Here is a 26,792-nt window from a genome sequence, read left to right as displayed (position 1 = left end):
TCATCGACGACGTACCGAAGCAGCTGTTCATCGCCGGTGCCTGGGCGGACGCCGCGGACGGCGCCACCATGCCCGTGGACGACCCCGCGACCGGGGAGATCCTCTGCCAGGTCGCCGACGCGGGCCCGAAGGACGCCCGGCTCGCGGAGGACGCCGCCGTCCAGGCGCAGGGGGAGTGGGCCCGTACGGCTCCGCGGGCGCGCAGCGAGATTTTGCGCCGCGCGTACGAGATCATCCTCTCCCGCACCGACGAGCTCGCCGCCCTGATGACGTCCGAGATGGGCAAGCCGCTGGCCGAGGCCCGGGGGGAAGTGGCGTACGCGGCCGAGTTCTTCCGCTGGTTCTCCGAGGAGGCGGTGCGCGTGGACGGCGGCTACGCCACCCTGCCGGACGGCCGCAACCGCATGCTGCTGACGCGCCGCCCGGTCGGCCCCTGCCTGCTGATCACCCCGTGGAACTTCCCGCTGGCCATGGGCACCCGCAAGATCGGTCCGGCGATCGCGGCGGGCTGCACGATGGTGCTCAAGCCGGCCCCGCAGACCCCGCTGTCCAGCCTGGCGCTGGCCGGGATCCTGAAGGAGGCCGGGCTGCCGGACGGCGTGCTGAACGTCGTCACCACCTCCCGGGCCGGAGAGGTCTGCGAGCCGCTGCTGCGCGGGGGAAGGGTCCGCAAGCTGTCCTTCACCGGCTCCACGCAGGTCGGGCGGCTGCTGCTCGCCCAGTGCGCCGACACCGTCGTACGCACCTCGATGGAGCTGGGCGGCAACGCCCCGTTCATCGTCTTCGACGACGCCGACCTGGACGTGGCCGTGAACGGCGCGATGGCGGCCAAGATGCGCAACATGGGCGAGGCGTGCACCGCCGCCAACCGCTTCTTCGTCCACCGGTCGGTGGCGGAGGAGTTCGCGCAACGCCTCGCCGACCGCATGGGGGCGCTGGTCGTGGGCCCGGGCACCCGGGACGGGGTCGACGTGGGGCCGCTGATCGACGGCGCGGGCCGCGCCAAGGTCGAGGAGCTGGTCGCCGACGCGGTGGAGCGCGGCGCCCGGGTGCTGGTCGGCGGCCGCGCACCGGAGGGGCCGGGCTGTTTCTACCCGCCGACCGTGCTCACCGACGTGGACCCCGGCAGCCGGCTGATGGCGACGGAGATCTTCGGGCCGGTGGCGGCGATCCTCACCTTCGACGACGAGGACGAGGTCGTACGCCGGGCCAACGACACCCCCTGGGGCCTGGTCGGCTACATCTTCACCGAGGGCCTGGACCGCGCCCTGCGCGTCAGCGAGCGGATGGAGGTGGGCATGGTCGGGCTCAACACCGGCCTGGTGTCCAACCCGGCCGCGCCGTTCGGCGGCGTCAAGCAGTCCGGGCTCGGCCGGGAGGGCGGCCGGGTCGGGATCGAGGAGTTCCTGGAGTACCAGTACCTCGCGGTGCCGGTGCGCTGACGGTACTCACGCCCTGACGGCGCCGGCGGCGCTGTCTTCGGCATCCCCCCCACGGGCCGCCCCCGTCCGCCCGGCCGTGTCCCCGGCCGGGCGGACGGGGAGCGCGGCCCTTGAGCCGTTTTCAGCTGTTCACGCGCCCATCCGACGCGTCGCGATCTCCGCGGCCGTGTCCGCGACCAGGAGTCCCAGGTCGGGCAGCCGGTCGGGGTCGTACCGCGAGTCGGGCATGGAGACCGCCACCGAGGCGAGCGGGGTGCCGTCCTCGTCCAGGATGGGCGCGGCGACCGCGCACACATCCGGCCGGTATTGGTTGCGGTTGACCGAATAGCCGTCGGCGCGCACCCGCGCCAGTTCGGTGCGGAGTTGGTCGAGCCCGGTCGGGGTGGACTCGGTGTAGCTCTCCAGACCGCGGCTGATGAGCTCGTCCACGTCGGCCTTCGGCAGATGGGCGAGGATGGCGCGCCCGGTGGCGGTGGCGTGCATCGGCGAGGTGTCGCCGATCCCGTAGAACGTCCGCACCGCGTGATGGCAGTCCACTCGGTCCACCACCACCATGCACTGCAGCGCGTCCGGCACCGACAGATGGATGGTCTCGTTCACCGCGTCCCGCAGCCGGATCATGGGCTCGCGCGCGGCGGCGAACAGGCTCGACCCCTGGAGCGCCGCGGGCCTGACGGCCAGCACCCGGGCCCCGATCTCCCAGCGTGTGGTGTCCTTCCGGCTCGCCCGTAGCCACCCGGCCTCGTTCAGCGTGACCAGGGTGCGCTGCACGGTCGACTTGGGCAGCCCGAAAAGCTTGGTGAGTTCCCCCACGGTCACCGGCTGGTGCTGTGCCACCGCCTCCAGGATCCGCAGTGATCTGGTGACGCTCTTCATTTCCATGGGATTTCCCCCGTTAACTCTGCGAATTCCATGCGTACACCTCTTGACTCCACTCTCGCGCCACTGTCATTCTCGTGCCAGATTCTAGCACAGCGTTCCACTATGTGGCACGGGCTCGGGGTCGAGTCGATCTGGACCTCCCGCCCGCCGGACGGCTCGAGCCATCCTCGGAGCCGCCGCCCTCCCGAATCCCCAACGGAACCTCAACCGGAACCTCAAACGGAACCTCGAACTCCGAATACCGGGCGTCCAGCATCCGTGCTCCCGGAGACGAAAGGAACCCCCGTGTCTGCCAGCAAGCGCGTCGCCGTCGTCGGCGTCGGAACGATGGGCAGCCAGGCCGCCTGGCGCCTGGCGGCCCGCGGCGCCGAGGTCGTCGGATACGACCGCTTCGCCCCGGGCCACGACCGCAGCGCCGCCGGGGGCGAGACCCGGATCTTCCGCAGCGCCCACTTCGAGGACTCCCGGTACGTGCCGCTGCTGCGGCACGCCGACGCCCTCTGGCAGGAGCTCCGGAAGGAGACCGGCCGGGAGCTGCGCCGGCTGACCGGATGCCTGCTGATGGGGCCCACCGAACACCAGCAGATGGCCACCGTCCTCGCCTCCATCGCCGAACACGGCCTCGACCACGAGGTGCTGGACGCCGAGTCCCTCGCCCGGCGCTTTCCGCAGTTCCGGATCGAGGACGGCGATGTGGCCGTGCTCGACCGCCACGCGGGCTTCATCCGGCCCGAGCTGACGATCCACACCGCCGCCCGCCGCGCGGAACAACTGGGCGCCCGTATCCACCGCTACACCACGGTCCGTGAGATCGCGCCCGCCGGCGGCGGGGTGGAGGTCCACACCGACGCCGGGAGCGAGCGGTTCGACGCGGCCGTGGTCACCGTCGGCCCCTGGGTGGGCGATCTGCTGCCGGACCTGCCGTGGGAGGTGGACATCCGGCGGCTGATCAACGCCTGGTATGTGCCGGGCACCGACGCCTGGTCCGGCGAGGAGCGCCCGGCGTTCATCCGTACGGCCCCCACCCACTGCTACGGCCTGCCCTCCCCGGACGGCGTCTCCGTCAAGCTCGGCCTGTCCCGCGCCCTGCACCGCCCGGTGGACGACCCGAACCGGCTGGAGAGGACCGTGGCGCCCGAGGAGCTGGAGATCTTCACCGAGCTGCTCGGCCGCTATATGCCGGATCTGCACCCCGACCCGATCCGGCTCTCCGTCTTCATGGAGGGCTACACCGAGAGCAGCCGCCCGCTGGTCGGCCCGCTGCCCGGCCACGACAACGTGGTGCTGCTCGCCGGCTTCTCCGGCCACGGCTTCAAACTCTCGCCCGCCATGGGCGACATCGCCGCCGACCTCGCCCTGGACGGCACCTCGCCGCAGCCCATCGACTTCATCTCCACCCTGGACCGCACGGAGGCATGACAGCGATGACCGCGACGAACGACACCACCGCGGCGCCCCTCGCCATCGGCGCCCTGCGCGCCGAGCCCGGCACCAAGGCCCGCGGCACCCTCCCCGCCGACCTGGGCGCCCTCACCGTGGACATCCCGCTGACCCTGGTCTGCGGCGCCCGCCCCGGCCCCCGTGTGCTGATCACGGCGGGGGTGCACGGCGGCGAGTTCACCGGGGTGGACGCCGCCACCCGGCTCGCGGCGCTGCTGGAACCCGACCAGGTGCACGGGCAGGTGATCGTCTGTCCGGTCGCCAACCCCCCGGCCGTCTACCAGGGGCGGCTCGGCGTCTCCTCGCTCGACGGCGTGAACATCAACCGCGTCTTCCCCGGCGACCCCGACGGCAGCCCCACCGAGCGGCTGGCCGCCTGGCTCTTCGCGCACCTGGTGGACGGCGCCGACGCCTATGTCGACCTCCACTCCGGCGGCATCGACGAGACCCTGCGCGACTTCGTCGGCTACCGCCTCACCGGCGACCCCGGCCTCGACGCGCGGACCGCGGACCTGGCCCGCGCCGTCGGCATCGAGGACGTCATCGTCGGGCCGCACGCCGACGGCGGCAACAGCCACGCCGCCGCCGCCCGCCGGGGCATCCCGGCCGTCCTCGTCGAGACCGGCCAGCTCGGCGAGCGCGACCCGGACACCGCCCGGCGCCTCGTCGACGGCCTGTACGGGGTGCTGCGCCAACTCGGCGTCCTGGACGCGCAGACCCCGAACGGCACGGCCGGCACGGCCGGCGAGACCGCCCCGGTCCGCGAGTGGATCTGGGCCGCGGGCGTCACCGCCGAGGCCACCGGGCTGTGGTACCCGGAGTTCACCGCCGCGGACGATGTGACGGAGGGCCAGGTCATCGGCCGCGTCATCGACCCCGCCGACAGCCAGGAGCACAAGGTCCACGCCCCGGCCACCGGGCGGGTCTTCTACGGCATGCACGGCCTCACGGTCGCCCCCGGCGCCGAACTGGCCGCCATCGCCGCCCCCGCGCCCCAGAACACCGATCGCTGACCCCACACCCACCCCCCTGCCCCCGACACCACACGAACGAGACCCAGCAGTACATAGCCCCACCCCCTCCCCACGCTCCCCGTCACGTACCGCACCACCAGGAGGCCCCCGGTGAGAGAAGCCCGGATAGACCGCAGAGTGTTTCTGCGCGGAGTCGGCGGAGCCGCGGCAGCCATCGCCGCCACGTCGCTCACCGCATGTGGCACCGGCACCAGCCGGTCCGGCGGCGGCAGCGGCGGCAAGGGCTCCAAGACGCTGGTCGTCCGCAACAGCGGCGGCACCTACGGCGACGCCAACCAGAAGGCCGTCTACGACCCGTTCACCAAAGAGACCGGCATCCAGGTCAAGGTGGCGAACATCGAGTACGCGCAGATGCTCGCCCAGATCAAGCAGGGCCGTCCCCAGTTCGACGTCATCGACGACTCGATGGCCGACTTCGTGCTCTTCAAGCAGCAGGGCGCCACCGAGGAACTGGACTACGACCGGCTGAAGCACTTCAAGAACGCGGGCATCGCCAAGACCCTCGTCACCTCCAACGCCGTCGGCAAGAACTACTGGGCCAGCGTCATGGCGTACCGCACCGACTCCTTCGGCGGAAAGAAACCCTCCTCCTGGGCCGACTTCTGGGACACCAAGGCGTTCCCCGGCAGCCGCGCCCTCCAGGCCGTGGACGCCGACCTGCCCGAGCTCGAATTCGCCCTCTTGGCTGACGGCGTACCGCTGGACAAGCTCTACCCGATCGATGTGGACCGGGCCTTCAAGTCCCTCGACCGGATCAAGGGACACGTCCGGAAGTTCTGGGACACCGGCGCCCTTCCCGGGTTGCTGCTGGGCCGCAAGGAGGTCGTCGCCTCCAGCGTCTGGCACGGCCGCCTCGACGCCCTGATCAAGCAGGGCTCCCCCCTCGCCTACCAGTGGAACGGCGCCCGCCGGCAGAGCAACGCCCTCGGCATCCCCAAGGGCGCCGCCAACCTCGACGCCGCCTACCAGCTCATCGACTTCGCGCTGCGGCCCGAGGTGCAGGCCCACTTCGCCGAGCTCTACCCCATGGGCCCGACCGTGCCCGCCGCCTACAAGAAGCTCTCCTCGGCCACCGCCGCCAACCTGGCCAGCTCCCCCCAGCACCTGGAGTCCGGCTTCGACCTGGACGTCGAGTGGTGGATCAAGAACCAGGACGCCGTCTCCAAGCGCTGGCAGGAGTGGACGCATGCCTGACCTCGACGTGATGTCAAAGCGGCGAACGGCCCAAGCGGCCGTCCCCCCGACGGGAACGGACACCGGGAAGCCGCTGTCCGTGACCGGACTGCGCAAGACGTACGGCGGGGTGACCGCCGTCGACGAGGTCTCCATGGAGATCGCCGCGGGCGAGTTCGTCACCTTCCTCGGGTCCTCCGGCTCCGGGAAGACCACCACCCTGATGATGATCGCCGGGTTCTGCGAGCCCGACTCCGGCGGCATCGTCGTCGGCGGCCGCGACGTGACCCGGCTGGCCCCGCAGAAGCGCGGCCTGGGCTTCGTCTTCCAGCAGTATCTGCTCTTCCCGCACATGACGGTGTGGGACAACGTGGCCTTTCCGCTGCAACTGCGCGGCGTACCCAAGGCGGAGCTGCGCCGCCGGGTCGGCGAGACCCTGGAGATGGCCGGGCTGTCCGCCATGGCCCGGCGCCGCCCGCGCGAGCTGTCCGGCGGTCAGCAGCAGCGCGTCGCGCTGTGCCGGGCCCTGGTCTACCGGCCGCCGGTGATCCTCATGGACGAGCCGCTCGGCGCCCTCGACAAGAAGCTGCGCGACCAGCTCCAGACCGAGATCAAGCGCATCCAGCGCGAACTCGGCCTCACCGTCATCTATGTGACCCACGACCAGGAAGAGGCCCTGGTCCTCTCCGACCGGATCGCGGTGATGCGGGACGGGCGGATCGACCAGTTCGACACCCCGAGAGAACTCTTCGAGCGTCCGTGCACCCCGTTCGTCGCCGACTTCCTCGGCGCCGCCAACTTCCTCGCGGGCCGCCTCGACGAGCGGTCCGCGGACCACACCCTCGTACGGCTCGACACCGGCGGACTGCTCAGGGCCCGCCCGCAGACGGTGCCGGACGCCGTGCGGGTGCGGGCCGCGATCCAGCCCGGCCGGCTCGCACTCTGCGCGGCCGACGCCGGGTTCTGTACCGGGACCGTGGAGACGGTCACCTACGTGGGCACCCTGGTACGCGTCACCGTCCGCCCGATCGGCGGCGCGGACGGCGAACTGCTGCGGCTGGAACTCCCGGCCGGACGCGCCCCGGTCCTCGGCGAGCGCGTCGGACTGACCGCGGAGGCCGCGGACATCAGCATCTTCCCCGACACCGAACAGGGCGGGTGAGCCATGGCCGTGCTCGCCCCCGCGTCCACCCCGGCACCGGGCTCCGCCGCCCACAAGGGCCGCCCGCACCGGCTCCGCAAGACCCTGTCCGACCGCCGCACCCGATTCGGGCTGCTCAACGCCGCGCCCGTCGTCATCTACCTGCTGGTCCTCTTCATCTACCCGGTCTTCAGCACCCTGCTGCTCAGCCTCAAGGGCGAGGAGGGCGGCTGGACGCTGCACTGGTACGCCGACGCCTTCCGTGGCGCCAACCTGGAGATCCTGCTCACCACCCTGCGGATCTCCGCCGAGACCTCACTGCTCGCCCTGGTCATCGGCTTCATGCTGGCCGCCGCGATATCCCGGCTGCGCCCCCTGTGGGCCGGTCTGGTGATGCTGGTCGTCGTCGTCCCGCACTTCATCAGCGCGCTGGTGCGCACCTACGGCTGGATCATCCTGCTCGGTGAACACGGCGTGGTGAACAACGCCCTGACCGACCTGCACATCCCCGGCGCCCCCTTCCAGATGCTCTACAACGAGCTCGGGGTCGTCATCGGCACCACCTCCGTGATGCTCCCGTACACCGTCCTGCTGCTGTACGCCGTGATGCGCGGCATCGACCGCCGGCTGCTCGCCGCCGCGGCCAGCATGGGCGCCGGACGGCTGACGATCTTCCGCCGGGTCTACCTTCCGCTGGTCGCCCCCGGCCTGGTCAACGCCGGAGTGCTGTGCTTCATCCTCTGCCTCGGCTACTACCTCACCCCCGCCCTCATGGGCGGCCCCAAGCAGACCATGGTCGCCTCGCTCATCGACGAGCAGGTCATGAAGCAGAACCAGTGGAACGGCGCCTCGGCGCTCGGCATCATCCTGCTGCTGTTCACCTTCGCGGGGCTGCTGCTCATGCGACTGCTGAAGTCGGCCGGCGAGGCCGTCAGAAACCGGGGTACGGCATGATCGGGCTCCGCTCCACCCTCGCCGGGCGGATCAGCCTGGCCGTCCTCTCCACCCTCATCCTGCTGTTCCTGGCCCTGCCGATCATCGTCATCGTCGTCACCTCCTTCGGCAAGGACGCCTTCGGCTCCTTCCCGCCCGAGTCCTGGACCCTCGGCTGGTACAAGCAGCTGTTCGCCGACGGCAGCAAGTGGCCGGCCGCCCTGTCGCTGAGCGCCCTCGTCGCCGCGCTGACCACCGTCTTCTCCCTCATCCTCGGCCTGACCGCGGCCACCGCCCTGGTCCGCAGCGAACTGCCGCTGCGCTCGGCCGTCTACGGACTGGTCCTGGCCCCGCTGGTGATCCCCCAGGTCGTCATCGCCCTCGGCCTGTTCCTGCTCTTCGAACCCGCCTCGATGCTCGGCAGCCCCATCGCCATCGCCCTCGGCCACACCGTGCTGGCCTCACCGATCGCCGTGATGATCCTCATGGCCACCCTCAAGGGCATCGACGAGCGGCTGGAGGACGCGGCGGCCAGCATGGGCGCGGGCCGCCTCACCATCGCGCGGCGCATCACCTTCCCGCTGGCCGCGCCCGGGATCGTCGCCGCCGCGATCTTCTCCTTCATCACCAGCTTCGACGAGTTCTTCATCTCCCAGTTCCTGTCCTCCGTGGACACCGTGACCCTCCCGGTCCAGGTGTTCAACGTCCTCCAGTACGACGTCGACCCCTCGGTGACCGCCGTCAGCGCGCTGCTCATCGCGGTGGCCGTCGTGGCCCTGGCACTGGTCGGCGTGGTGCGCCGACTCGGCGGCTCCGGCAAGCAGGACGGCCTGCTGCCGACGGATACCGCCGTGGGCCTCCCCGCCGGAAGCGAGACCTCATGACCACCAGCACCCGCACCCCCGCAAGCGAGTTGTCGGCCTCGGCGGCCAGACATCTCCTGCTGAACATGACCCCCAACGGCTCGCTCGGCGCACAGGGCGAGAACGTCTTCGTCGTACGGCGCGGCGACGGCCCGTACGTCGACGACGCGGACGGCAGACGCTACATCGACGGCCTCTCCGGCCTGTACTGCTGCCAGCTCGGCTACTCCTACGCCGGCGAGTTCGCCGAGGCCGCCGACCAGCAGCTGCGCGACCTGTGCTTCAGCCCGCTGTGGTCCGCCTCCGCGCACCCCACCGCCATCGAACTCGCCGAGCGGCTGTCCCGGATCGCCCCCGCGGACATCGAGCACACCTTCTTCTCCGGCGGCGGCGCCGAAGCCGTGGAGACCGCCTGGAAGATCGCCCGCCGCTACCACGTCCTGCGCGGCGAACCCGGCCGCACCAAGGCCATCTCCCGGCGCGGCGCCTACCACGGGCTCACCCTGGGCGCCCTGTCGTTCACCGACGACCCCGGGCTGCGGGAGCCGTACGGCCCCGGGGCGATCGAGACCCGCTTCGTGTCCAACACCAACCGCTACGGCCTCGCCCCCGAATACGTTGATGAGGCTGATGACACCGCCTTCACGGCCCGCCTCCTCGCCGAGCTGGAGGCCGCGATCCTGGCCGAGGGCCCGGAGACGATCGCCATGCTCATCGCCGAGCCGGTGCAGAACCGCGGCGGCTGCATCACCCCGCCCGCGGGCTACTGGCCGGGCCTGCGGGCCCTGGCCGACCGTTACGGCTTCCTCCTCGTCGCCGACGAGGTGATCACCGCCTTCGGCCGCCTCGGCGAGTGGTTCGGCGGCGACCGCTACGGCGCCCGGCCGGACATCGTCACCATCGCCAAGGGCATCACCGCCGGGTACGCCCCCATGGGCGCCACCCTCGTCGGCAATCGGGTCACCGAGGTCATCAACCGGCCCGGCGCGGTGCTCAACCACGGCTACACCTTCGCCGGACACCCGCTGAGCGCCGCCATCGCCCTGCGCAGCCTCCAGATCATGGAACGCGACCGGATCCTGGAGAACGTCCGCGACCTTCAGGACCACCTCGCGGGGCGGATGGCCTCCCTCGGCGAGCTGGGCATCGTCGGCGACGTCCGCGGCGCCGGGTTCTTCTACGCCTGCGAACTCGTCGGCGACCTCGACGACGGCGGGTTCAGCGACACCGCCCGCGCCGCGCTCGTCGCCGATCTGATCCCCCGCCGGCTGCGCGAGGCCGGCCTCCTCGCCCGGGTCTACAACCGCGCTGCCCCGCTGGTCCAGATCGCGCCCCCGCTGATCAGCGACCGGCAGCTGCTGGACCGCATCGCCGACATCATCGCCGACACCCTCGACGAGGCGTCCGCCCGTCTCTGACCCACGCCACTGATCCCTGACTTCGGAAGGAACCCCAGCATGTACTCCATCGGTCCGCTGACCGTCGCCCCCGGCGAGCGCGCCCAAGGCCTGATCCCGGTCGGCACCAGCACCTACGGCGTGGACCTCGGCATCCCGCTGATCGTCGTCAACGGCACCGAGCCCGGCCCGGTGCTGTGCGTGGACGCGGGCATCCACGGCGACGAGTACGACGGCCAGGAGGCCATCCGCCGCGTCCTCGCCGAGACCGACCCCGCCACCCTGCGCGGCACCCTGGTCGGCATCCCCTGTGTGAACACCCCGGCCTTCGAGGCGGCCGCCCGCAGCAGCGGCCTCGACCAGCTCAACCTCAACCGCATCTTCCCCGGCGACGCCGATGGCTCGTACTCGCTGCGCCTGGCCGCCACCTTCGTCGAGCAGGTCGTCCCCGCCATCGACGCCCTGGTGGACCTGCACACCGGCGGCACCTTCGGCGAGATCGCCCCGCTGACCATCGTCCAGGGCGGCTACGAGGAACTGGCCACGGCCATCGGCCTGGCCGCCGGACACCGGCTGATCTGGAAGGGCGGCAAGTGGGGCGGCACCGTCCGCCACCCCACCCTCGCCGCGGGCAAGCCCGCCATCACCATCGAGGCGGGCGGCGGCACCTACCGCGAGGCCAACGTCGAACTGCACATGAACTCGGTGCGCAACATCATGCGGCAACTCGGCATGGTCGACGGCGCCGCGGAGCTGCGCGACACCTACACCGCCGTCTCCGGCACCTTCGCCCGCTCCGCCGCCGGCGGCTTCTTCGTCGGGCACGCCGAGCCGGGGGAGAGCTGCAAGGAAGGCGACCTGATCGCCCACATCACCGACCACTACGGCAACACCCTGGAGGAGGTGCGCGCCCCGCAGGACGGCATCGTGCTCTGGGTGCGCCGGATCCGCACCGTCCGCCCCGGCGACGAGGTGGTCATCTTCGGCGAGGTACAGGGGGAGATGCGGCCATGACCAGCCAACTCCCGCTCACCGAGCTGCTGATCGACGGCAAACAGGTCCCGGCGGCCGACGGCCGCGCCTTCACCGTCCTCGACCCGTCCGACGGGGCGGCCATCGCCGAGGTGGCCCTGGCCGGCCCGACGGACGTGGACCGGGCGGTGGCCGCGGCCAGGGCGGCGTTCACGGCGCCCGAGTGGGCCCGGATGCGCCCCGCCGACCGAGGCAGGCTGCTCCACCGCATCGCCGGCGCGATCCGTGACCAGGGCGAGCGGCTGGCCCGGCTGGAAGCACAGGACGTCGGCAAGCCGTTGCGCCAGGCGAAGGCCGATGTCGAAGCGGCGGCCCGCTACTTCGAGTTCTACGCGGGCGCGGCCGACAAGCTCGGGGGCACCACCATCCCCCTCGGCCCCGGCCTGATCGACTACACCGTCCGCGAACCGATCGGCGTCTCCGGCCAGATCATCCCGTTCAACTACCCCCTCCAGAACACCGCCAGGGGCTCCGCCCCGGCCCTGGCCGCGGGCTGCACCGTCGTGCTCAAACCCTCCCCGGAGGCCCCGCTCACCCCGCTGGAGATCGGCCGCATCGCCCTGGAGTGCGGGCTTCCGCCGGGCGCCCTGAACGTCGTCCCCGGAGACGGGGAGACAGGCGCGGCCCTCGCCGGACACCGGGGCATCGACCAGATCACCTTCACCGGCTCGGTGCCCACGGGAATCAAGGTCGCCCAGGCGGCCGCCGCCAACGTGGTGCCCTCGGTCGTGGAACTGGGCGGCAAGTCGCCGTTCACCGTCTTCGCCGACGCCGACTTCGACCTGGCGCTCGGCGCGGTCCTGGGCTCCTCGTTCAGCAACGCGGGACAGATGTGCTCGGCGGGCACCCGGCTGCTCCTCCAGCGCGGCGCCGAGGAGTTCCTGGACCGGCTCGTCGAGCGGATCGCCGCCCTGCGCATCGGCCCGGGCCTCACGGACCCCGACATCGGACCGATGATCTCCGCCCGGCAGCGCGACAAGGTCCTGGGCTATCTGGACCTGGCCCGGCAGGAGGGCGCCGTGGCGCGGGTCGGCGGCGGCGCCCCGGCCGACCCCGAACTGGCCGACGGCTACTACATCGAGCCGACCGTCCTCACCGGCCTGACGAACCAGGCCCGCTGCGCCCGCGAGGAGATCTTCGGCCCCGTCGTCACCGTCATCGGCTTCGACGACGCCGACGAGGCCCTGGCGCTGGCCGAGGACAGCCCGTACGGCCTGGCCTCGTACGTCTGGACCCGCGACCTCGACCGGGCGATGCGCATGGCCGAGGGCCTCAGGACCGGCCAGGTCTACGTCAACGCCACCGGCGTCGGCACCGGCGTCGAGCTCCCCTTCGGCGGCTACAAGCACAGCGGCTGGGGCCGGGAGAAGGGCCTGGAGGGGCTGGCCGGCTACACGCAGACCAAGAACGTCTGCATCGGGTTCGGGGACCGGCCATGAGGTATCGCACGCTCGGCGAGCGCGGGCCGGCCGTCTCGGTGGTCGGCCTCGGCGGCAACAACTTCGGATCCCGCCTGGACGAGGACGGGACGAAGGCCGTCGTGCACGCCGCGCTCGACGCGGGCATCACCCTCTTCGACACCGCCGACATGTACGGAGGGTTCGGCACCGGCGCATCGCGCGGAGAGGGCTCGCGCGGCGATGGCGAACGGCTGCTCGGCGCCGCCCTCAAGGGACACCGCGACCAGGTCGTACTGGCCACCAAGTTCGGCATGCAGATGGACGAGCAGGCCGAACGGCACGGGCCGCGCGGCTCCCGCCGCTACCTCCGGTACGCCGTCGAGGCCTCCCTGCGCAGGCTGGGCACCGACCGGATCGACCTGTACCAGTACCACGAGCCGGACGGCGTCACCCCGCTGGAGGAGACCGTCGCCGCCCTGCGCGAGCTGGTGGACGAGGGCAAGGTCCGGTACATCGGCTGCTCCAACCTCCCGGCCGGTCAGCTCACCGACGCGTTCGTCTCCACCCAGGCCCGCTACCACCTGCTCGACCGCGGTGCGGAGACCGAACTGATCCCCGCCTGTCTGCGGGCCGGCGTCGGCCTGCTGCCGTACTACCCGCTGGCCAACGGCCTGCTCAGCGGCAAGTACCGGCGCGGTGACCCGCCCCCGCCCGGCAGCCGGCTGTCCTGGCGGCAGGGCTGGCTCACCGACGCGGCCCTCGACCGCGTCGAGGCGCTCACCGCGTACGGCGCCGCACGGGGGCTCACCCTGCTGCGGGTCGCCGTGGGCGGACTCGCCGCCCTGCCCGCAGTCGGCTCCGTCATCTGCGGCGCCATGACCCCTGCCCAGGTCGCCGCCAACGCGGCGGCGGCCGACTGGACCCCCGACGCGGCCGATCTGGCCGCGCTCGACGCCATCGTGGCCCCTGGCGAGCGGGTCGTCTGAAGCCCTGAATTCCCTTTTGACCAGCTGAACCAAGCCGGAAACGAGGCAGCACACCATGCGAGAGATCGTCACCTTCGACGCGTACGGCACCCTGGTGGACTTCCAGCTCGGCCCCACCACCCTGAAGGTCCTCGCCGACCGGCTCGACCTGGACGGCCTGGACGTCGACGAGTTCCTCGACGACTTCCGCGTCATGCGCTTCCAGGCCGTCCTGGAGGCCTACCGCCCGTACCACGAGGTCCTGCACTCCAGTCTGGAGATGGCCATGCGCCTGCACGGCCTGGAGTACCGGACCTCCGACGGCGACGCCCTGGTCGAGGCCGTCCCCACCTTCGGCCCCTTCCCCGAGGTTCCGGACGCCCTGCGCGCCCTGAAGTCCCGCTACGAGATCGCCATCATCTCCAACACCGACGACGACCTCATCGCCCAGAACATCGCCCACATCGGCGTCGAGTTCGACCACGTCATCACCGCCCAGCAGGCGGGGGCGTACAAGCCGGACCGCCAGACCTTCGAGCACGCGTACAAGACGATGGGCGTCGAACCCTCCCAGGTCATCCACACCGCCCAGGGCTGGGAGTACGACCTCATCCCCACCCGCGACCTGGGCCTGCGGCGCCGGGTGTGGATCAACCGCTACGGCCGCCGCGGCAGCACCGCCTACCAGCCGTACGACGAGCTGCGCGACCTGTCGGGCCTGCCGGAGCTGCTCGGCTGCTGACCGACACGTACACCGAAAGCTGCACCGCCAGCTGCACCGACAGCTGCCCCGACGGGGACACAGGAACCAGAGACAGGACACGGAGAACGCACGCCATGAAGCAGATCCCCTACTGGCTCGACACCGCCCCGCCCCTGCCCGACCGGTCCGGAAAGGAACTGCCCGACGAGGCCGACATCGTGGTCGTCGGCGGCGGCCTCACCGGCCTGTCCACCGCCTACCACACGGCCCGCAAGGGGGCCCGGGTCGTCCTCGTCGAGAAGGACAAGGTCGGCTCGGGCGCCTCCGGGCGCAACGGCAGCATGTGCACCCAGGGCATCACCATCGGCGTCGCCGAGGCCCGCAGGCGCTACGGGCAGCAGCGCGCCCGCGAGCTGTACGACTCCTTCCGCGAGGCGGTCGACGTCGTCGAGGAGCTGACGCAGAAGGAGCAGATCGACTGCGACTTCAACCGCTCGGGCCGCCTCGGCGTGGCATACAAGCCGCAGCACTTCGAGGGCATGCGGGCCACCCAGCGCGACCTCGCCGAGAACTTCGACCACCACACCACGCTGCTCTCCCCGAGCGAGCTGAGGTCGGAACTCGGCTCGGACTACTACCACGGCGCCCTGCTCGACCCGCTGAGCGCCGGTCTGCACGTGGGCAAGTACCTCCACGGCCTGGCCGAGGCCGCCGAACGCGCCGGCGCCCGGATCCACGAACGCAACGCGGCCACCGCCCTGACCCGCACCCCCGACGGCGGCTTCCTGGTCGAGACCCTGCACGGCACCATCCGCGCCAAGCAGGTCATGGCCGCCACGGACGCCTACACCGACCGGGCCATGCCCTGGTTCCGCAAGCGGCTGATCAACGTCGGCAGCTTCATCACGGTGACCGAGCCGCTGGGGGAGGAACGCGCCCGCGAACTCATCCCGAACGCCCGCCTCGTGGTCGACTCCAAGAACATCGGCCACTACATCCGCCTCACCCCCGACCACCGCCTCGCCTTCGGCGGCCGCGCCCGCTTCGCCCCCTCCAACCCCGCCTCCGACCTCAAGAGCGGAGACGTCCTGAAGCGGGAGCTGGCCGAGATCTTCCCGCAGCTGGCCGACGTCCGGATCGACTACGTGTGGGGCGGCAGCGTCGGCTTCTCCTGGGACCGCATCCCGCACGCGGGAGAGGTGAGCGGGCTGTACTACGCCATGGGCTACTGCGGCCACGGCGTCCAGATGGCCACCTACCTGGGCCGCGCGATGGCCGAGGTCATGGACGGCCACCCGGAGGCCAACCCCCTCCGCGGCCTGGGCTTCCCGAAGGTCCCCGTGCCCTTCTACAACGGCACCGCCTGGTTCCTGCCGTTCGGCGGGGCGTACTACAAGGCCAAGGACCGGCTGCGCTGACCCGGCGGGCGGCCGGCGACGGGCCGGGCGACCCGGCTCAGCGCAGGTGGTCCGCCGTGGCCGCCGCCGCCAGGGCGAGCAGGGCGGCCGTGTCGTCCAGGGTGGCCGGGTCCTCGGAGAGCCTGCTGGTGGCGACCCGCACATGGGGCTGGGAGTAGGAGACGCAGAAACGGCCGCCCGGTGAGACGGTGACGCCCCGGGCGGCCAGGGTGACCAGCGCGGAGGTCTCGTCGGCCACGGGCACCCAGAGCATGAGGCCGTCCCGGTTGAGGGTGGGCACGCCGAGCCCGGCGAGCCGTTCGGCGAGCGCGCCGCGGCGCAGCCCGTACCGCTCGGCGGCCTCCTGGACGCGGCGGGTGGTGGCCGCGTCGGTGAGCAGGTGGGCGAGCGCGTCCTGGAGGATGCGGCTGGTCCATCCGGAGCCGAAAGTCCGCAGGACGCGGGCGCGTTCGACCAGTTCCCCCGGGCCGCCGACCACGGCCAGGCGCAGATCGGGCCCGTACGCCTTGGAGTAGGAGCGGACCAGGGCGGTGCGCTGCGGGAGGTGCGTCCCGATGCTGGCGCCCGGGAGCGTGGCGAGCGGGCCGATGCCGTCGTCCTCGATGACCGTGACGTTCGGGGTGTCCTCCAGGACGGCGGCGAGGGCCGCGGCCCGTTGCCCGCTGAGCGTCCAGCCGCAGGGGGCCTGGGCCCGGGACTGGTGCAGGAACAGGGCGGGGCGCTGGTCCAGGGCGCGCGCCAGCGCGTCGGGGCGCGGGCCCTCGGCATCGCAGGCGACCGGCACGACCTGGGCGTCGAGGGCTTCGAGGATGTCCAGCAGGCGGGCCGCCGTGGGGTCCTCCACCATGACCCGGTCGCCGGGGACGATCAGCGCCTGGCACAGCAGTTGCACGCCCGCGTAGCCGCCGTCGACGGCCATCCACGCCTCGGGCGCGAACGGCCAGGTGTCGCGCACGGCGTCGAGGAGCCCGTCCGTGATGGCGGTGCGGGAGTAGTCGTTGAGCCGGGGGGTGCGCGCCCCGGCGAGCAGGGCGTCGGCCGGCGGGGGCAGCAGGGCGGGGTCCGGTGCGGCCACGGCGAGGTCGAGGGTGAGGTGGGCGCCGAAGTCGCCGACGCGCTCGTAGCGCACCGGGTGCGGGACCGACGGGGGGCCGCTGACCACGCTTCCGCGCCGGCCGAGCGTGGTGATCATCCGGTGCCGGCGCAGCACCGCCCACGCCTCGGCCACGGTGCTGGGGCTGACGGCCAGTTCACCGGCCAGGGCCCGCACGGTGGGCAGCGAGCTGCCGGGGGCCAGCTCTCCTGACCGGATCAGATCGGTCATGGCGACCGCGATGCCGCGGGCGCTCGCGTCCTTGATGTGCTCCGCCAGCCTGCTGGTCGACCAGGTGCCGCCCGGTCCCCCGACCCTGCCGTCTCCGCCGCTCACCAGCTCGTTCCCCCACATCTGCGCTCCATCGCCGCTTGTGTGCCCACAGGTTACGACACGGAAAAACTATGTTCAGTAACAAATCAGATCTTGTTTGGCCGCTGTTCTGAACAATAGCCTGCCGGTCATCGCATGGATGAAAACAAGCCATGTGCGTCATGAACGAGCTTTGCGTGTCATGTACCAACCGCTAGGAGTGCGTGCTGTGTCATCGCCCACGATCCGTCTGGGACTCCGCGACTGGGACCACCTGGTGCCGCTGATGTCCGGACGGGTGCAGGTGCCGGGCTTCCGGGTCGAGATCGACGCGCGGGACGTCACCCCCGACGTGCTCGCCGAGACCGGCCTCGACGGCGGGGAGACCTCCTTCAGCCGCTATGTACGGGCCCGCGCGGCGGGCGACGACCGGCTGGTCGGTCTGCCCGCGTTCGTGATGCGCGGCTTCCGTCACCGCTGTGTCCTGGTGCGCGCCGACAGCCCGCTGCGCTCGTTCGACCAGCTCGCCGGCGCCCGGATCGGCCTCACCGGCTGGCCCGACTCCGGCAACACCTGGACCCGGGCGCTGATCCGGGCCGCGGGCGTGGACCTGTCCGGTATCGAGTGGCGGGTGGGGCCGCTGGCCGCCGGGGAGGTCGGCAAGGAACGGCTCGGGGATCGCCCCCTGCCTCGACACGTCTCGGCCATGACCGAGGGCGAGTCGCTGGTCGGGGAGCTGGCCGCGGGGCGGCTGGACGCGATCCTCACCCCGTTCATGCCGCCGGAGTTCTTCACCCCGGACAGCCGCTTCAGGCATCTGCTCGACGACCACCCGGCCGCGGAGCGCGCCTACTGGGCGGCCACCGGGTTCGTGCCCGGGATCCACCTGGTGACGCTGAAGAAAGAGGTCGTCGAGGCCCACCCGGAGCTGCCCGCCGCCCTTCTCGCGGGCCTGGAGGCGTCCAAGCGCCACTGGCTGGACAGGCGGCGGCTGCTCGCCGACACCACGCCCTGGCTGCTGCACTCCCTCACCGAGTCGGCCGAGGTCTTCGGCGAGGACTGGATGCCGTACGGCACCGAGAACAACACCGCGATGACCCGGGCCTTCTGCGAGGAGCTGTACGCGCAGGGCATCGCGCCCGAGCCCATCGACCCCACCGTCGTCTTCCCGATCCCCCTGGCCGCCGTCGCCGCCGCGTGACGCCGCCGACCCGCACCGACCTCACTGACCGAGACTTTATGGAGCACCACCCCATGCGCATCGCCGTAGGCCAGTTCGCCGCCAGCCCCGACTGGAAGGAGAACCTGGGCGCCTGCCTCGACCTCGCCGCCGAGGCGGACCGGGGCGGCGCGGATCTGCTCGTCCTCCCCGAGGGCGTCCTGGCCCGCTTCACCGAGGACCGCCACCGCATCCGCGAGGTCGCCCAGCCGCTGGACGGCCCGTTCGTCACCGAACTGGCCGCCGCCACCGCGCACAGTTCCACCACCATCGTGGTGGGCATCCACGAGCCCTCCGACGACGGCCGGGTCTTCAACACCCTGGTGGTGCTCCGCGCGGGCGAGCTGATCGCCCGCTACCGCAAGATCCACCTCTATGACGCCTTCGGCGACCAGGAGTCCGCCAACGTCCGCCCCGCCGACGAACCGCCCGTCGTCGTCGAGGTGGCCGGCACCAAGGTGGGCCTGATGACCTGCTACGACGTCCGCTTCCCGGAACTGGCCCGGCTGCTGACCGACGCGGGCGCCGAGGTGCTGGCGCTCCCGGCCGCCTGGGTGCGCGGCCCGGCCAAGGAACGCCACTGGGAGGTCATGATCGCCGCGCGGGCCCTGGAGAACACCTGCTGGGTCGCCGCCAGCGGCGAGTCCGGCCCGCGCAACATCGGCAACAGCCTGATCGTCGACCCGCTCGGCACCGTGCGCGCCCGGCTCGCCACCGGCCAGGGCCTGGCCTGGGCCGAAGCCGACCCGGGCGTCACCGCCGCCGCCCGCAGCACCCTGCCCGTCCTCGCCAACCGGCGGTTCGTCGTCGACCCGACCGTCCGTCCCCTCGGCACCCTTCCCCTCGGAGCCTGATATGTCCCCCAGCCGACTCGGCCTCGCCGCCGGCGCCCTGTCCTGTACCGCCCTGCTCGCGGCCTGCGGCGCCAACCCGCCCCAGGCCGACGGCGCGGTGAGCAAGAAGACGGCCGCCGCGGCGGGGTCCCAGCTCACCGAGGACAAGGAACTGCACGACCAGCTGCCCGCGAAGGCGCGCAAGTCCGGAAAGCTGGTGTCGGTCAACAACGGGTCCTTCCCGCCGTACGAGATCGCCGGCTCCGACGGCCACAGCCTCACCGGGGCCTCCGCGGACGTCTCGGCCGCGCTCGGGAAGGTCCTCGGCGTCACCATCGAGCATGTGACGGCGGACGGGCTGCCCAGCGAGCTGACGGGCATCAAGGCCGGCCGCTACGACTTCGCCATCGGCCCGATCGGCGACTTCAAGGAGCGGCAGGGCGCCAACGACTTCGTGGACTGGGTCCGGGAGTTCGTCGTCTTCGCCGTGCCCAAGGGCAACCCGAAGGGCATCACCTCCCTCGACACCGCCTGTGGCCGGAAGGTCGCGGTCATGGCCGGCGGCTCCGCCGAGGGCGTCATCAAGAAGCAGTCCGAGGCGTGCACGAAGAAGGGCAAGGCCGCCGTCCAGGTCCAGTCGTACAAGGACCAGCCGTCCTCCATCCTCGCCGTGAAGTCCGGCCGAGCCGACGCGTTCTTCTCCTCGCAGGCCCCGCTGACGTACTTCGTGCAGCAGTCCAAGGGAGAGCTGGAGCTGGCGGGCACCGGGCAGTCCAACGGGTTCGACGACCTCTACCAGGGCGCCGTCGTCCCCAAGGACGGACCGCTGCGCGACGTCCTGCTCAAGGCCATCCAGAAGCTCATCGACAACGGCAGCTACGACCAGATCATGCAGAAGTGGGGGCTCAAGGACAACGAGCTGAAGCAGGCGGGCGTCAACCTCGCCAAGTCCTAGCCCCGGCGCCGGATGACTCACGAAGGATGACTCACGAAAGGAGGTGAGCCGCCATGGCCACCGCCCCCTCCCCGGATTCCCGGGACCACCCCCCGGCGGTCGTCGCCGTCAAGGAACGGACGGAGCACCCGCACGCCCCCGACCACCCCGTGGACGTGGCCCACGCCGTTCCCGTACGGCATCCGCTGCGCTGGCTTTCCGTGGTGGTCCTGGCCGTGCTCGCCGCCCAGCTCGGGCACTTCCTGATCACCAACCCCAATTTCGAATGGGGCACGGTGGGCGCCTACTTCGGCGCGCAGGTCTTCGGCCAGGGCATCGCCACCACCATCGAACTCACCGTGGTGGCCATGGCGATCGGCACCGTCGGCGGCGTCTTCGTCGCGGTGGGCCGCATGTCGGAGAACCGGGTGCTCAGCACGGTCTGCGGCGCCTACGTCTGGTTCTTCCGCGGCATCCCGGTCCTGGTGCAGCTGATCTTCTGGTACAACCTCTCGGCGCTGCTGCCCCGGATCTCCTTCGGCATCCCGTTCGGCCCCGAGTTCATCAGCGCCGAGACCAACACCCTGATCAGCCCCTGGCTCGCCGCCATCCTCGGCCTCGGCCTCAACGAGGCCGCGTACATGGCCGAAATCGTGCGCGGCGGTCTGCTCGGCGTCGACCACGGCCAGACCGAGGCCGCCTCCGCGCTCGGCATGGGCCGGGCCCGCATCCTGCGCCGGATCGTGCTGCCGCAGGCGATGCGCTTCATCGTGCCGCCCACCGGCAGCCAGGTCATCAACATGCTCAAGGCGACCTCGCTGGTCAGCGTGATCGCCCTCGCCGACCTGCTGTACACGGCGCAGTCGATCTACAACCGCACCTTCGAAACCATCCCGCTGCTCGTCGTGGCCTGCCTGTGGTACCTGGTCATGACCTCCGTGCTCTACGTCGGGCAGTCGTTCATCGAGCGCTACTACGCCCGCGGCAGCAGCCGTAACTCCCCGCAGAGCTTCTGGGACTTCGCGCTCTTCCGCCGCCGTACGACGCGCAAGGCAGGGCCGGAACCCGTATCGGAGACCCCCTCATGACGACGATGACGACCAAGGCGACGGACCCGGCCACCACCTGGCCGATGGTGCGGGCGCACCAGGTGCACAAGCGGTTCGGTCACGTGGAGGTCCTCAAGGGCATCGACCTGGAGGTCCACTCGGGCGAGGTGGTGGTGCTGCTCGGCCCGTCCGGTTCGGGCAAGTCGACCTTCCTGCGCTGCGTCAACAACCTGGAACGGATCGACTCCGGCTCCGTCCACGTCGAGGGCGAGCTGATCGGGTTCCGCCGGGCCGGCTCCCGCGTCCACCACCTGCGGCCCCGCGAGGCGACCCGGCAGCGGCGCGACATCGGCATGGTGTTCCAGCACTTCAACCTGTTCCCGCACCAGACGGTCCTCGGCAACGTCATGGAGGCCCCGGTGGGCGTCCTGGGCGTGCCCAAGGCCAAGGCGCGGGAGACGGCGCTGCGGCTGCTGGAGCAGGTGGATCTCGCCGAGAAGGCGGACGCCTACCCACGCCAGCTGTCCGGCGGCCAGCAGCAGCGGGTGGCCATCGCCCGCGCCCTGGCCATGCGGCCGAAGCTGATGCTCTTCGACGAGCCGACCAGCGCCCTCGACCCCGAACTGGTCGGCGAAGTCCTCGCCACCATGCGGGACCTGGCGCGCGCCGGTCTCACCATGCTGGTGGTCACCCACGAGATCGGCTTCGCCCGGGAGGTCGCCGACCGGGTGGTCTTCATGGACGGCGGCCGCATCGTCGAGAGCGGCACCCCCGAGGAAGTGCTGGACAACCCGGCCAACCCGCGCACCCGGGCGTTCCTCAGCCGCTTCCTGTGAGCGGGTGACCCACGGTCGGCGATCCCTGCACCTGGAGGCAAGGAGTGGTGCGCTGGGCGGCAACGGGTGCCGCCGCGTAGGCCCTAGCGTGACGGCGTTTCGCGCACCACTCATCCGTCACCAGGGAGCAACGCATGCCGTACATCACCGTGGGCCAGGAGAACTCCACCGCCGTCGACCTCTATTACGAGGACCACGGCGCCGGGCAGCCGGTCGTCCTCATCCACGGCTTCCCGCTCGACGGCCACTCCTGGGAGCGGCAGACGGCCGTGCTGCTGGACGCCGGCTACCGGGTGATCACCTACGACCGCCGTGGTTTCGGGCAGTCCAGCCAGCCGACGACCGGCTACGACTACGACACGTTCGCGGCCGATCTGAACACCGTGATGGAGACCCTCGACCTGCGGGACGCCGTCCTGGTCGGCTTCTCCATGGGCACCGGTGAGGTCGCCCGGTACGTGTCCGCCTACGGCTCCGCCCGGGTCGCCAAGGTCGCCTTCCTGGCCTCGCTGGAGCCCTGCCTGCTCAAGTCCGACGACAACCCGGACGGGGTCGCGACGAAGGAGTTCTTCGACGGCGTCGTCGCGGCTGTCAAGGCGGACCGCTACGCGTACTACACCGACTTCTTCAAGGACTTCTACAACCTCGACGAGAACCTCGGCACCAGAATCAGCCCGGAAGCGGTGCGCAACAGCTGGAACGTCGCGGCGGGCGGTGGTTTCTTCGCCGCCGCGGCCGCGCCCTCGACCTGGTACACCGACTTCCGGGCCGACATTCCCGCCATCGACGTGCCGGCCCTGATCCTGCACGGTACGGCCGACCGGATCCTCCCCGCGGAGGGCACGGCGCGCCCGTTCCACCGGGCGCTCCCGTCCGCCGACTACGTGGAGGTTGAGGGCGCCCCGCACGGCCTGCTGTGGACCCACGCCGAGGAGGTCAACAAGGCGCTCCTCGCCTTCCTGGAGAAGTGACCCCCGCCCTGGGGCGGTTCGGCGATCCCGGCTCGGCCGCCCGGCCGAGCCGGACGCCTTCGGCGGACGGTGACAGTTCTTTCTCAGGCAACACCTCATACGTTCCACGGCAAGGCGCTTCCGCCGACGGCTTTAGGGTTCCTTGCAAGGAAGCCTCCGCGGAAATCAACTGATTGGGGTACGAAATGAGTCAGCCGTTTTTCGGTGCCACCGACGAGACCTCGATCATCCATGAAGTGGTGGCGCACGTCGTCGTCGACGGCGAACCGCCCGTATCACTGTCCGCTGAGCTGCGTTACGACAGGACAGAGCCCTTTGCCGTGTGCCTCGCCCTCGGGGCGACGTCGACGGACACGGTCGACTGGGTGTTCGCTCGCGGCCTCCTGTCGGAGGGGCTGCGCCGACCGGCGGGTATCGGAGATGTCCTGGTGATTCCCCGCAGCAGCGGCCCTCGGCACTCGGTGCGCATCGTCCTCAGGTCCACCGTGGGGGCCGCCGTGCTGGACATCGCGGCTTCGGCGGTCACCGCGTTCTTGGACCGGACCGACCTGCTCGTGCCACCGGGTACCGAGGCACTCCACATCGACCTGGACAGCATCGTCGCGCAGCTCATGGCGGGGAGCGAGTGACGGACACGGCTGCCGAATGACGTATACCCGCTGCTACTCGGGCGATACGGCTTCGCCGCCTTCCGGGACGACGGGGCCCGAAGACGACTCGAAGGCATGGGTGACCTCCGGCCGGCTGCCCGGGACGAGGAGAGAGCGGGCCCGCTCCTCGTAGCGGTGGTCGGTGAGCGTGCGGCGGTCGCGGTGCTGAGCGAGATGCTCCGACCAGGAGGCGACGAGGTAGTTCTCGATGAAGTGCCCCGGATCCTTTCCGTCCTGGTACAGCCCCCAGGTAAGGGCCCCGGTGCGCCGCCGGGAACGGGCGACGTGGCCCATGCATTCACAGAAGGCGGTGCCGTTCCCCGGGGCGACGTGGTAGGAGACGGAGACCAGCACCGGGCCGTCGGACGGCCCGGGCTCGAACGCCAGGGAGGGCACCGGCCGGTCGGCCGGGGTCGGGTCGACGCCCTCCGTCCCGTGCAGCGGCCAGCGACGCAGGCTGACCGCACCGGCCAGCAGCCAGGCGCTCCCGGCCAGGAGCGGGACGGCGAGCCCCAGCCGCTCGGCGAGAGCGCCCCACAGCGGCGCGGTCAGCGCCTGGCCACCCTGGAAGACCAGCAGATAGACGCCGAGACCACGGGCCCTGACCCAGCCCGGGAGCCGCATCTGCACGGCCGCGTTGAGGGTGGACAGGACCGCGATCCACGCCAGACCGGCGAACAGCAGCGCCACTGTCACCAGCCACGGGATCCGTACGGTCGCCATGATCGCCAGGACACCCGCGAAGACCAGGGCGCCGACGCCCAGCGTGCCGTTGGCGCCGAGGGCCCGGTTGGTGCGGGGCAGGACGAAGGCACCCGCCACCGCTCCGAGGCCGACGGCGGCCAGCAGCAGCCCGTAGCCGCCTGAACCCAGGTGCAGGGAGCGGCTCGCGACGAGCGGCAGCAGCGACCACAAGGCGGCGCCGCCGGGGATGAACAGGACCGTGCGCAGGAGGACCCGGCGGACGCCCGGCGCGTACCACACATAGCGGCGGCCGGCGTCGAGGGCGGACAGCAGCTTCTCGCGGTCGGCGACGGGGGCGGCCGTCGCGGGTCGCCGCCACAACACCAGGACGGCGGCGATGCCGAGGTAGGAGGCGGCGTTGAAGGCGAAGACCCACCCCGCGCCCGCCGCCGCGACCACCACCCCGCCCAGAGCCGGCCCGACGGCGCGCGCGAGATTCATGTTCACGGCGCCGAGCGCGGCGGCCTGTCGGAGCTGGGGGCGCTCCACCAGCTCCGGCTGGATCGCCTGCCAGGCCGGACCCATCAACGCGGTGCCGCATCCCAGCAGGAAGGTGAGGATGAGCAATAGCACCGGAGTGAGCGCACCCGCGAACGCAAGCGCGGCCAGCGCGCCGGACACCGCGAGCATGGCCAACTGCGCGACCAGCAGCACCCGGCGCCGGTCGTAACGGTCGGCGAGCACGCCCGAGGGCAGGGCCAGGAGCACGATGGGCAGGCTCGAGGCTGTCTGGACGAGCGTCACCAGTGCCGCGTCGTTCCCGATCAGGAGCCACTGGGCACCCACCGTCTGCATCCAGCTGCCGACGTTGGAGACCAACTGGGCGATCCACAGCGCCCGGAAGACGCGCGCCGCGAGCGGCGCCCATGCCGAATCCGTCCTTGGGGACTGTGTCGGTGACGATGCTGTGCTCATGCTGCAAATTAGGACCGGCCCATCGGGCGCTCTTGAGCGTCAGCGCACCGGCTGTGCTCCCTGAGCGCACAGTCTCGCGGTTCGTCGACCGCGGTGCGTCAGCCGCAGTTGTCAGCGGACGCGCAGGACGTCGAGCGCCGTGAGCGCCACGTGTCCTCTGTCGGACAGCTCGTGGAAGGACCGGTCCGCGGGGAGGGGCCGGCCGGCGAAATAAGAGCCCGCCTCGTGCCGGGATTCCCGGCACGGGGCGAGGCGTGAACTGTCAGGGCTTGGTGGCGTACGCGACGAAGTTGGTCCACACGCTGGGGGAGAAGGCGAGCTGAGGGCCCTCCTTGTCCTTGGAGTCGCGCACGTGGACTGCGTCGGGGCAAGTGGCTACTTCGACGCAGTCATTTGAAGCGCTGCTGCTATAGCTGCTTTTGAACCAGGCCAGTTCGGACGTGTTCATAGCTCCCCTCGCATCCGCTGCAACAGGCTCAGAGAGTCTTCGAGAGCCAGAGCCTGTGAGCGCATCCTGGCATACCGCATCTGGAGCACGCTGACCACTTTCGAAGCCGTGATGAACTGGCCGCTCTCCTGTCCTTCGCAGTAAGCGAGCCAGCGGTTCTCAGGCGTCTCCAGGAGCTGCACGGGGCCAGCCATGCCCGCGTGTTCTCTTGCCAACGGCATGACCTGGATCTCGACGTTCCGCAGCTCGGCGACGGCCAACACATGGTCGATCAGTCCCCGCGTGACCTCCGCTCCGCCCGGCCGCCGTAGGAACAGATGCTCCTCGACGATGAAGCTGAACGCCGTGTTGTCCCGCTTTGACAACAGTCGTTGGCGCTCTGCGCGTACCGCCCACTGGGCCTCGATCTGGGCCTCGTTCATGGGCGGCAGCTGGTTGTCGTACAGCGTCCGCGCGTACGCCTCCGTCTGCAACAGGCCCGGCACCACCCGGCACTCGTACGTGTACAAGGCGATCGCCACCGCCTCCAGCCGTGCCCACTGCCGGAACCACGCCGCCAGCCCCGGCTGCCGGGACAGGTGCTGGGCCGCCCTCCGCAGCGCACCCGTGTTGCCCGACGCCACCTCCGCCCGCTCTACGAAAGACGCGTCCGGCATGCGCCGACCCTGCTCGATCGACGCGACCGTGTGTTTGGAGAACTGGACCTGACCAGCGAACTCCTCTCTGCTCAGCCCCGCGTGTTCCCGCAGGGCCTGGACTACGGCCCCGAACGTCCGCAGACTGTCCGAGGGCTCCGGTTCCCCGCCGCACGGCGGCGTCTGTGCTTCGCCCGCGTCCGTCTCACCATCCGTACTGACACTGTGCTCGGCCATCATCGGCCACCTCCTGTGCACCCCGCCCCATGTGACGCTCTTGGCCGCTCACATACTCACGGCCAGTCACGAGTACCGTCCACAATCCGTGTG

Annotated in this window: 25 protein-coding genes; 20 read left to right on the top strand and 5 right to left on the bottom strand. The window is 71.2% G+C overall.

The window, feature by feature from the left end:
• Positions 1-2 precede the first annotated feature (2 nt).
• Positions 3-1,442 carry an NAD-dependent succinate-semialdehyde dehydrogenase gene (locus tag ACWY4P_RS14720; RefSeq protein WP_456212925.1) on the top strand — a complete coding sequence of 480 codons (1,440 nt, stop codon included), beginning with the start codon at positions 3-5 and terminating at the stop codon, positions 1,440-1,442.
• Between the two features lie 129 nt (positions 1,443-1,571).
• Here ACWY4P_RS14720 and ACWY4P_RS14715 read toward each other — a convergent pair whose 3' ends face one another.
• Positions 1,572-2,318 (bottom strand): IclR family transcriptional regulator, encoded by a 747-nt coding sequence (locus ACWY4P_RS14715; RefSeq protein ID WP_456212924.1) that lies wholly within the window; start codon positions 2,316-2,318, stop codon positions 1,572-1,574.
• 291 nt (positions 2,319-2,609) lie between these two features.
• Here ACWY4P_RS14715 and solA point away from each other — a divergent pair, with 291 nt between their 5' ends.
• From solA to ACWY4P_RS14655, 12 genes are all read left to right on the top strand, one after another.
• Positions 2,610-3,743 (top strand): N-methyl-L-tryptophan oxidase, encoded by a 1,134-nt coding sequence (gene solA / locus ACWY4P_RS14710; protein WP_456211001.1) that lies wholly within the window; start codon positions 2,610-2,612, stop codon positions 3,741-3,743.
• Between the two features lie 5 nt (positions 3,744-3,748).
• On the top strand, positions 3,749-4,777 hold the full coding sequence (locus tag ACWY4P_RS14705) for a succinylglutamate desuccinylase/aspartoacylase family protein (RefSeq protein WP_456211000.1): 1,029 nt from the start codon (positions 3,749-3,751) through the stop codon (positions 4,775-4,777).
• Between the two features lie 111 nt (positions 4,778-4,888).
• A complete protein-coding gene (locus tag ACWY4P_RS14700; protein WP_456210999.1) occupies positions 4,889-5,992 on the top strand; it encodes an ABC transporter substrate-binding protein in 1,104 nt (367 codons plus the stop codon).
• Complete coding sequence (locus ACWY4P_RS14695; RefSeq protein ID WP_456210998.1) at positions 5,985-7,133, top strand: ABC transporter ATP-binding protein; 1,149 nt, start codon at positions 5,985-5,987, stop codon at positions 7,131-7,133. Before ACWY4P_RS14700 ends, ACWY4P_RS14695 begins: the two co-directional genes overlap by 8 nt.
• 3 nt (positions 7,134-7,136) lie before the next feature.
• Positions 7,137-8,066, top strand: coding sequence for an ABC transporter permease (locus tag ACWY4P_RS14690; RefSeq protein WP_456210997.1), 930 nt, complete (start codon positions 7,137-7,139; stop codon positions 8,064-8,066).
• A complete protein-coding gene (locus ACWY4P_RS14685) occupies positions 8,063-8,929 on the top strand; it encodes an ABC transporter permease (RefSeq protein ID WP_456210996.1) in 867 nt (288 codons plus the stop codon). Before ACWY4P_RS14690 ends, ACWY4P_RS14685 begins: the two co-directional genes overlap by 4 nt.
• Positions 8,926-10,326, top strand: coding sequence for an aminotransferase class III-fold pyridoxal phosphate-dependent enzyme (locus ACWY4P_RS14680; RefSeq protein ID WP_456210995.1), 1,401 nt, complete (start codon positions 8,926-8,928; stop codon positions 10,324-10,326). Before ACWY4P_RS14685 ends, ACWY4P_RS14680 begins: the two co-directional genes overlap by 4 nt.
• A gap of 39 nt (positions 10,327-10,365) precedes the next feature.
• Positions 10,366-11,319, top strand: a complete 954-nt coding sequence (locus tag ACWY4P_RS14675; RefSeq protein ID WP_456210994.1) for a succinylglutamate desuccinylase/aspartoacylase family protein — start codon at positions 10,366-10,368, stop codon at positions 11,317-11,319.
• A complete protein-coding gene (locus ACWY4P_RS14670; RefSeq protein ID WP_456210993.1) occupies positions 11,316-12,776 on the top strand; it encodes an aldehyde dehydrogenase family protein in 1,461 nt (486 codons plus the stop codon). The genes ACWY4P_RS14675 and ACWY4P_RS14670 overlap by 4 nt, the downstream gene beginning before the upstream one ends.
• Entirely contained in the window at positions 12,773-13,723 is a 951-nt protein-coding gene (locus ACWY4P_RS14665) for an aldo/keto reductase (protein WP_456210992.1), read from the top strand. The genes ACWY4P_RS14670 and ACWY4P_RS14665 overlap by 4 nt, the downstream gene beginning before the upstream one ends.
• 55 nt (positions 13,724-13,778) lie before the next feature.
• Positions 13,779-14,444, top strand: coding sequence for a haloacid dehalogenase type II (locus tag ACWY4P_RS14660; protein ID WP_456210991.1), 666 nt, complete (start codon positions 13,779-13,781; stop codon positions 14,442-14,444).
• A 95-nt stretch (positions 14,445-14,539) separates the two neighbouring features.
• Positions 14,540-15,823 (top strand): NAD(P)/FAD-dependent oxidoreductase, encoded by a 1,284-nt coding sequence (locus ACWY4P_RS14655; protein ID WP_456210990.1) that lies wholly within the window; start codon positions 14,540-14,542, stop codon positions 15,821-15,823.
• Between the two features lie 37 nt (positions 15,824-15,860).
• Here ACWY4P_RS14655 and ACWY4P_RS14650 read toward each other — a convergent pair whose 3' ends face one another.
• Positions 15,861-17,270: an aminotransferase class I/II-fold pyridoxal phosphate-dependent enzyme gene (locus ACWY4P_RS14650; protein WP_456210989.1), complete on the bottom strand. Its 1,410-nt coding sequence runs from the start codon at positions 17,268-17,270 to the stop codon at positions 15,861-15,863.
• Between the two features lie 187 nt (positions 17,271-17,457).
• On the opposite strand from ACWY4P_RS14650, the gene ACWY4P_RS14645 reads away from it, so the two are divergent.
• The 7 genes from ACWY4P_RS14645 (at position 17,458) to ACWY4P_RS14615 (ending at position 23,699) form a co-directional block, all read left to right on the top strand.
• On the top strand, positions 17,458-18,429 hold the full coding sequence (locus tag ACWY4P_RS14645; RefSeq protein ID WP_456210988.1) for a hypothetical protein: 972 nt from the start codon (positions 17,458-17,460) through the stop codon (positions 18,427-18,429).
• A 53-nt stretch (positions 18,430-18,482) separates the two neighbouring features.
• Positions 18,483-19,301 (top strand): nitrilase-related carbon-nitrogen hydrolase, encoded by an 819-nt coding sequence (locus ACWY4P_RS14640; RefSeq protein WP_456210987.1) that lies wholly within the window; start codon positions 18,483-18,485, stop codon positions 19,299-19,301.
• Between the two features lies 1 nt (position 19,302).
• On the top strand, positions 19,303-20,235 hold the full coding sequence (locus ACWY4P_RS14635; RefSeq protein ID WP_456210986.1) for an ABC transporter substrate-binding protein: 933 nt from the start codon (positions 19,303-19,305) through the stop codon (positions 20,233-20,235).
• Between the two features lie 53 nt (positions 20,236-20,288).
• A complete protein-coding gene (locus ACWY4P_RS14630; RefSeq protein WP_456210985.1) occupies positions 20,289-21,302 on the top strand; it encodes an amino acid ABC transporter permease in 1,014 nt (337 codons plus the stop codon).
• A gap of 5 nt (positions 21,303-21,307) precedes the next feature.
• The gene (locus tag ACWY4P_RS14625; RefSeq protein ID WP_456212923.1) at positions 21,308-22,099 is read left to right on the top strand and encodes an amino acid ABC transporter ATP-binding protein; all 792 of its coding nucleotides are present in this window, start codon (positions 21,308-21,310) and stop codon (positions 22,097-22,099) included.
• Between the two features lie 134 nt (positions 22,100-22,233).
• Entirely contained in the window at positions 22,234-23,070 is an 837-nt protein-coding gene (locus tag ACWY4P_RS14620; protein WP_456210984.1) for an alpha/beta fold hydrolase, read from the top strand.
• Positions 23,071-23,255: 185 nt separating this feature from the next.
• The gene (locus ACWY4P_RS14615) at positions 23,256-23,699 is read left to right on the top strand and encodes an SsgA family sporulation/cell division regulator (RefSeq protein WP_456210983.1); all 444 of its coding nucleotides are present in this window, start codon (positions 23,256-23,258) and stop codon (positions 23,697-23,699) included.
• Between the two features lie 33 nt (positions 23,700-23,732).
• Here the strand turns inward: ACWY4P_RS14615 and ACWY4P_RS14610 are convergent, their stop codons facing one another.
• The 3 genes from ACWY4P_RS14610 to ACWY4P_RS14600 form a co-directional block, all read right to left on the bottom strand.
• Complete coding sequence (locus ACWY4P_RS14610; protein ID WP_456210982.1) at positions 23,733-25,379, bottom strand: MFS transporter; 1,647 nt, start codon at positions 25,377-25,379, stop codon at positions 23,733-23,735.
• 262 nt (positions 25,380-25,641) lie between these two features.
• Complete coding sequence (locus ACWY4P_RS14605) at positions 25,642-25,827, bottom strand: DUF397 domain-containing protein (protein WP_456210981.1); 186 nt, start codon at positions 25,825-25,827, stop codon at positions 25,642-25,644.
• Positions 25,824-26,699, bottom strand: a complete 876-nt coding sequence (locus ACWY4P_RS14600) for a helix-turn-helix domain-containing protein (protein WP_456212922.1) — start codon at positions 26,697-26,699, stop codon at positions 25,824-25,826. The genes ACWY4P_RS14605 and ACWY4P_RS14600 overlap by 4 nt, the downstream gene beginning before the upstream one ends.
• Positions 26,700-26,792 lie beyond the last annotated feature (93 nt).

This window comes from Streptomyces sp. LZ34, from assembly GCF_053890475.1.
The sequence above is the reverse complement of the archived record's forward strand: the minus strand, read 5'-3'. Positions and strand labels throughout refer to the sequence as shown.

Bases quoted from the DNA above. Each gene is read 5' to 3' on its own strand.
- ACWY4P_RS14715 (WP_456212924.1), bottom strand. From the start codon at position 2,318: ATGAAGAGCGTCACCAGATCACTGCGGATCCTGGAGGCGGTGGCACAG.
- ACWY4P_RS14705 (WP_456211000.1), top strand. From the start codon at position 3,749: ATGACCGCGACGAACGACACCACCGCGGCGCCCCTCGCCATCGGCGCC.
- ACWY4P_RS14695 (WP_456210998.1), top strand. From the start codon at position 5,985: ATGCCTGACCTCGACGTGATGTCAAAGCGGCGAACGGCCCAAGCGGCC.
- ACWY4P_RS14690 (WP_456210997.1), top strand. From the start codon at position 7,137: ATGGCCGTGCTCGCCCCCGCGTCCACCCCGGCACCGGGCTCCGCCGCC.
- ACWY4P_RS14685 (WP_456210996.1), top strand. From the start codon at position 8,063: ATGATCGGGCTCCGCTCCACCCTCGCCGGGCGGATCAGCCTGGCCGTC.
- ACWY4P_RS14680 (WP_456210995.1), top strand. From the start codon at position 8,926: ATGACCACCAGCACCCGCACCCCCGCAAGCGAGTTGTCGGCCTCGGCG.
- ACWY4P_RS14675 (WP_456210994.1), top strand. From the start codon at position 10,366: ATGTACTCCATCGGTCCGCTGACCGTCGCCCCCGGCGAGCGCGCCCAA.
- ACWY4P_RS14670 (WP_456210993.1), top strand. From the start codon at position 11,316: ATGACCAGCCAACTCCCGCTCACCGAGCTGCTGATCGACGGCAAACAG.
- ACWY4P_RS14665 (WP_456210992.1), top strand. From the start codon at position 12,773: ATGAGGTATCGCACGCTCGGCGAGCGCGGGCCGGCCGTCTCGGTGGTC.
- ACWY4P_RS14660 (WP_456210991.1), top strand. From the start codon at position 13,779: ATGCGAGAGATCGTCACCTTCGACGCGTACGGCACCCTGGTGGACTTC.
- ACWY4P_RS14655 (WP_456210990.1), top strand. From the start codon at position 14,540: ATGAAGCAGATCCCCTACTGGCTCGACACCGCCCCGCCCCTGCCCGAC.
- ACWY4P_RS14650 (WP_456210989.1), bottom strand. From the start codon at position 17,270: ATGTGGGGGAACGAGCTGGTGAGCGGCGGAGACGGCAGGGTCGGGGGA.
- ACWY4P_RS14640 (WP_456210987.1), top strand. From the start codon at position 18,483: ATGCGCATCGCCGTAGGCCAGTTCGCCGCCAGCCCCGACTGGAAGGAG.
- ACWY4P_RS14635 (WP_456210986.1), top strand. From the start codon at position 19,303: ATGTCCCCCAGCCGACTCGGCCTCGCCGCCGGCGCCCTGTCCTGTACC.
- ACWY4P_RS14630 (WP_456210985.1), top strand. From the start codon at position 20,289: ATGGCCACCGCCCCCTCCCCGGATTCCCGGGACCACCCCCCGGCGGTC.
- ACWY4P_RS14625 (WP_456212923.1), top strand. From the start codon at position 21,308: ATGACGACCAAGGCGACGGACCCGGCCACCACCTGGCCGATGGTGCGG.
- ACWY4P_RS14620 (WP_456210984.1), top strand. From the start codon at position 22,234: ATGCCGTACATCACCGTGGGCCAGGAGAACTCCACCGCCGTCGACCTC.
- ACWY4P_RS14615 (WP_456210983.1), top strand. From the start codon at position 23,256: ATGAGTCAGCCGTTTTTCGGTGCCACCGACGAGACCTCGATCATCCAT.
- ACWY4P_RS14610 (WP_456210982.1), bottom strand. From the start codon at position 25,379: ATGAGCACAGCATCGTCACCGACACAGTCCCCAAGGACGGATTCGGCA.
- ACWY4P_RS14605 (WP_456210981.1), bottom strand. From the start codon at position 25,827: ATGAACACGTCCGAACTGGCCTGGTTCAAAAGCAGCTATAGCAGCAGC.
- ACWY4P_RS14600 (WP_456212922.1), bottom strand. From the start codon at position 26,699: ATGGCCGAGCACAGTGTCAGTACGGATGGTGAGACGGACGCGGGCGAA.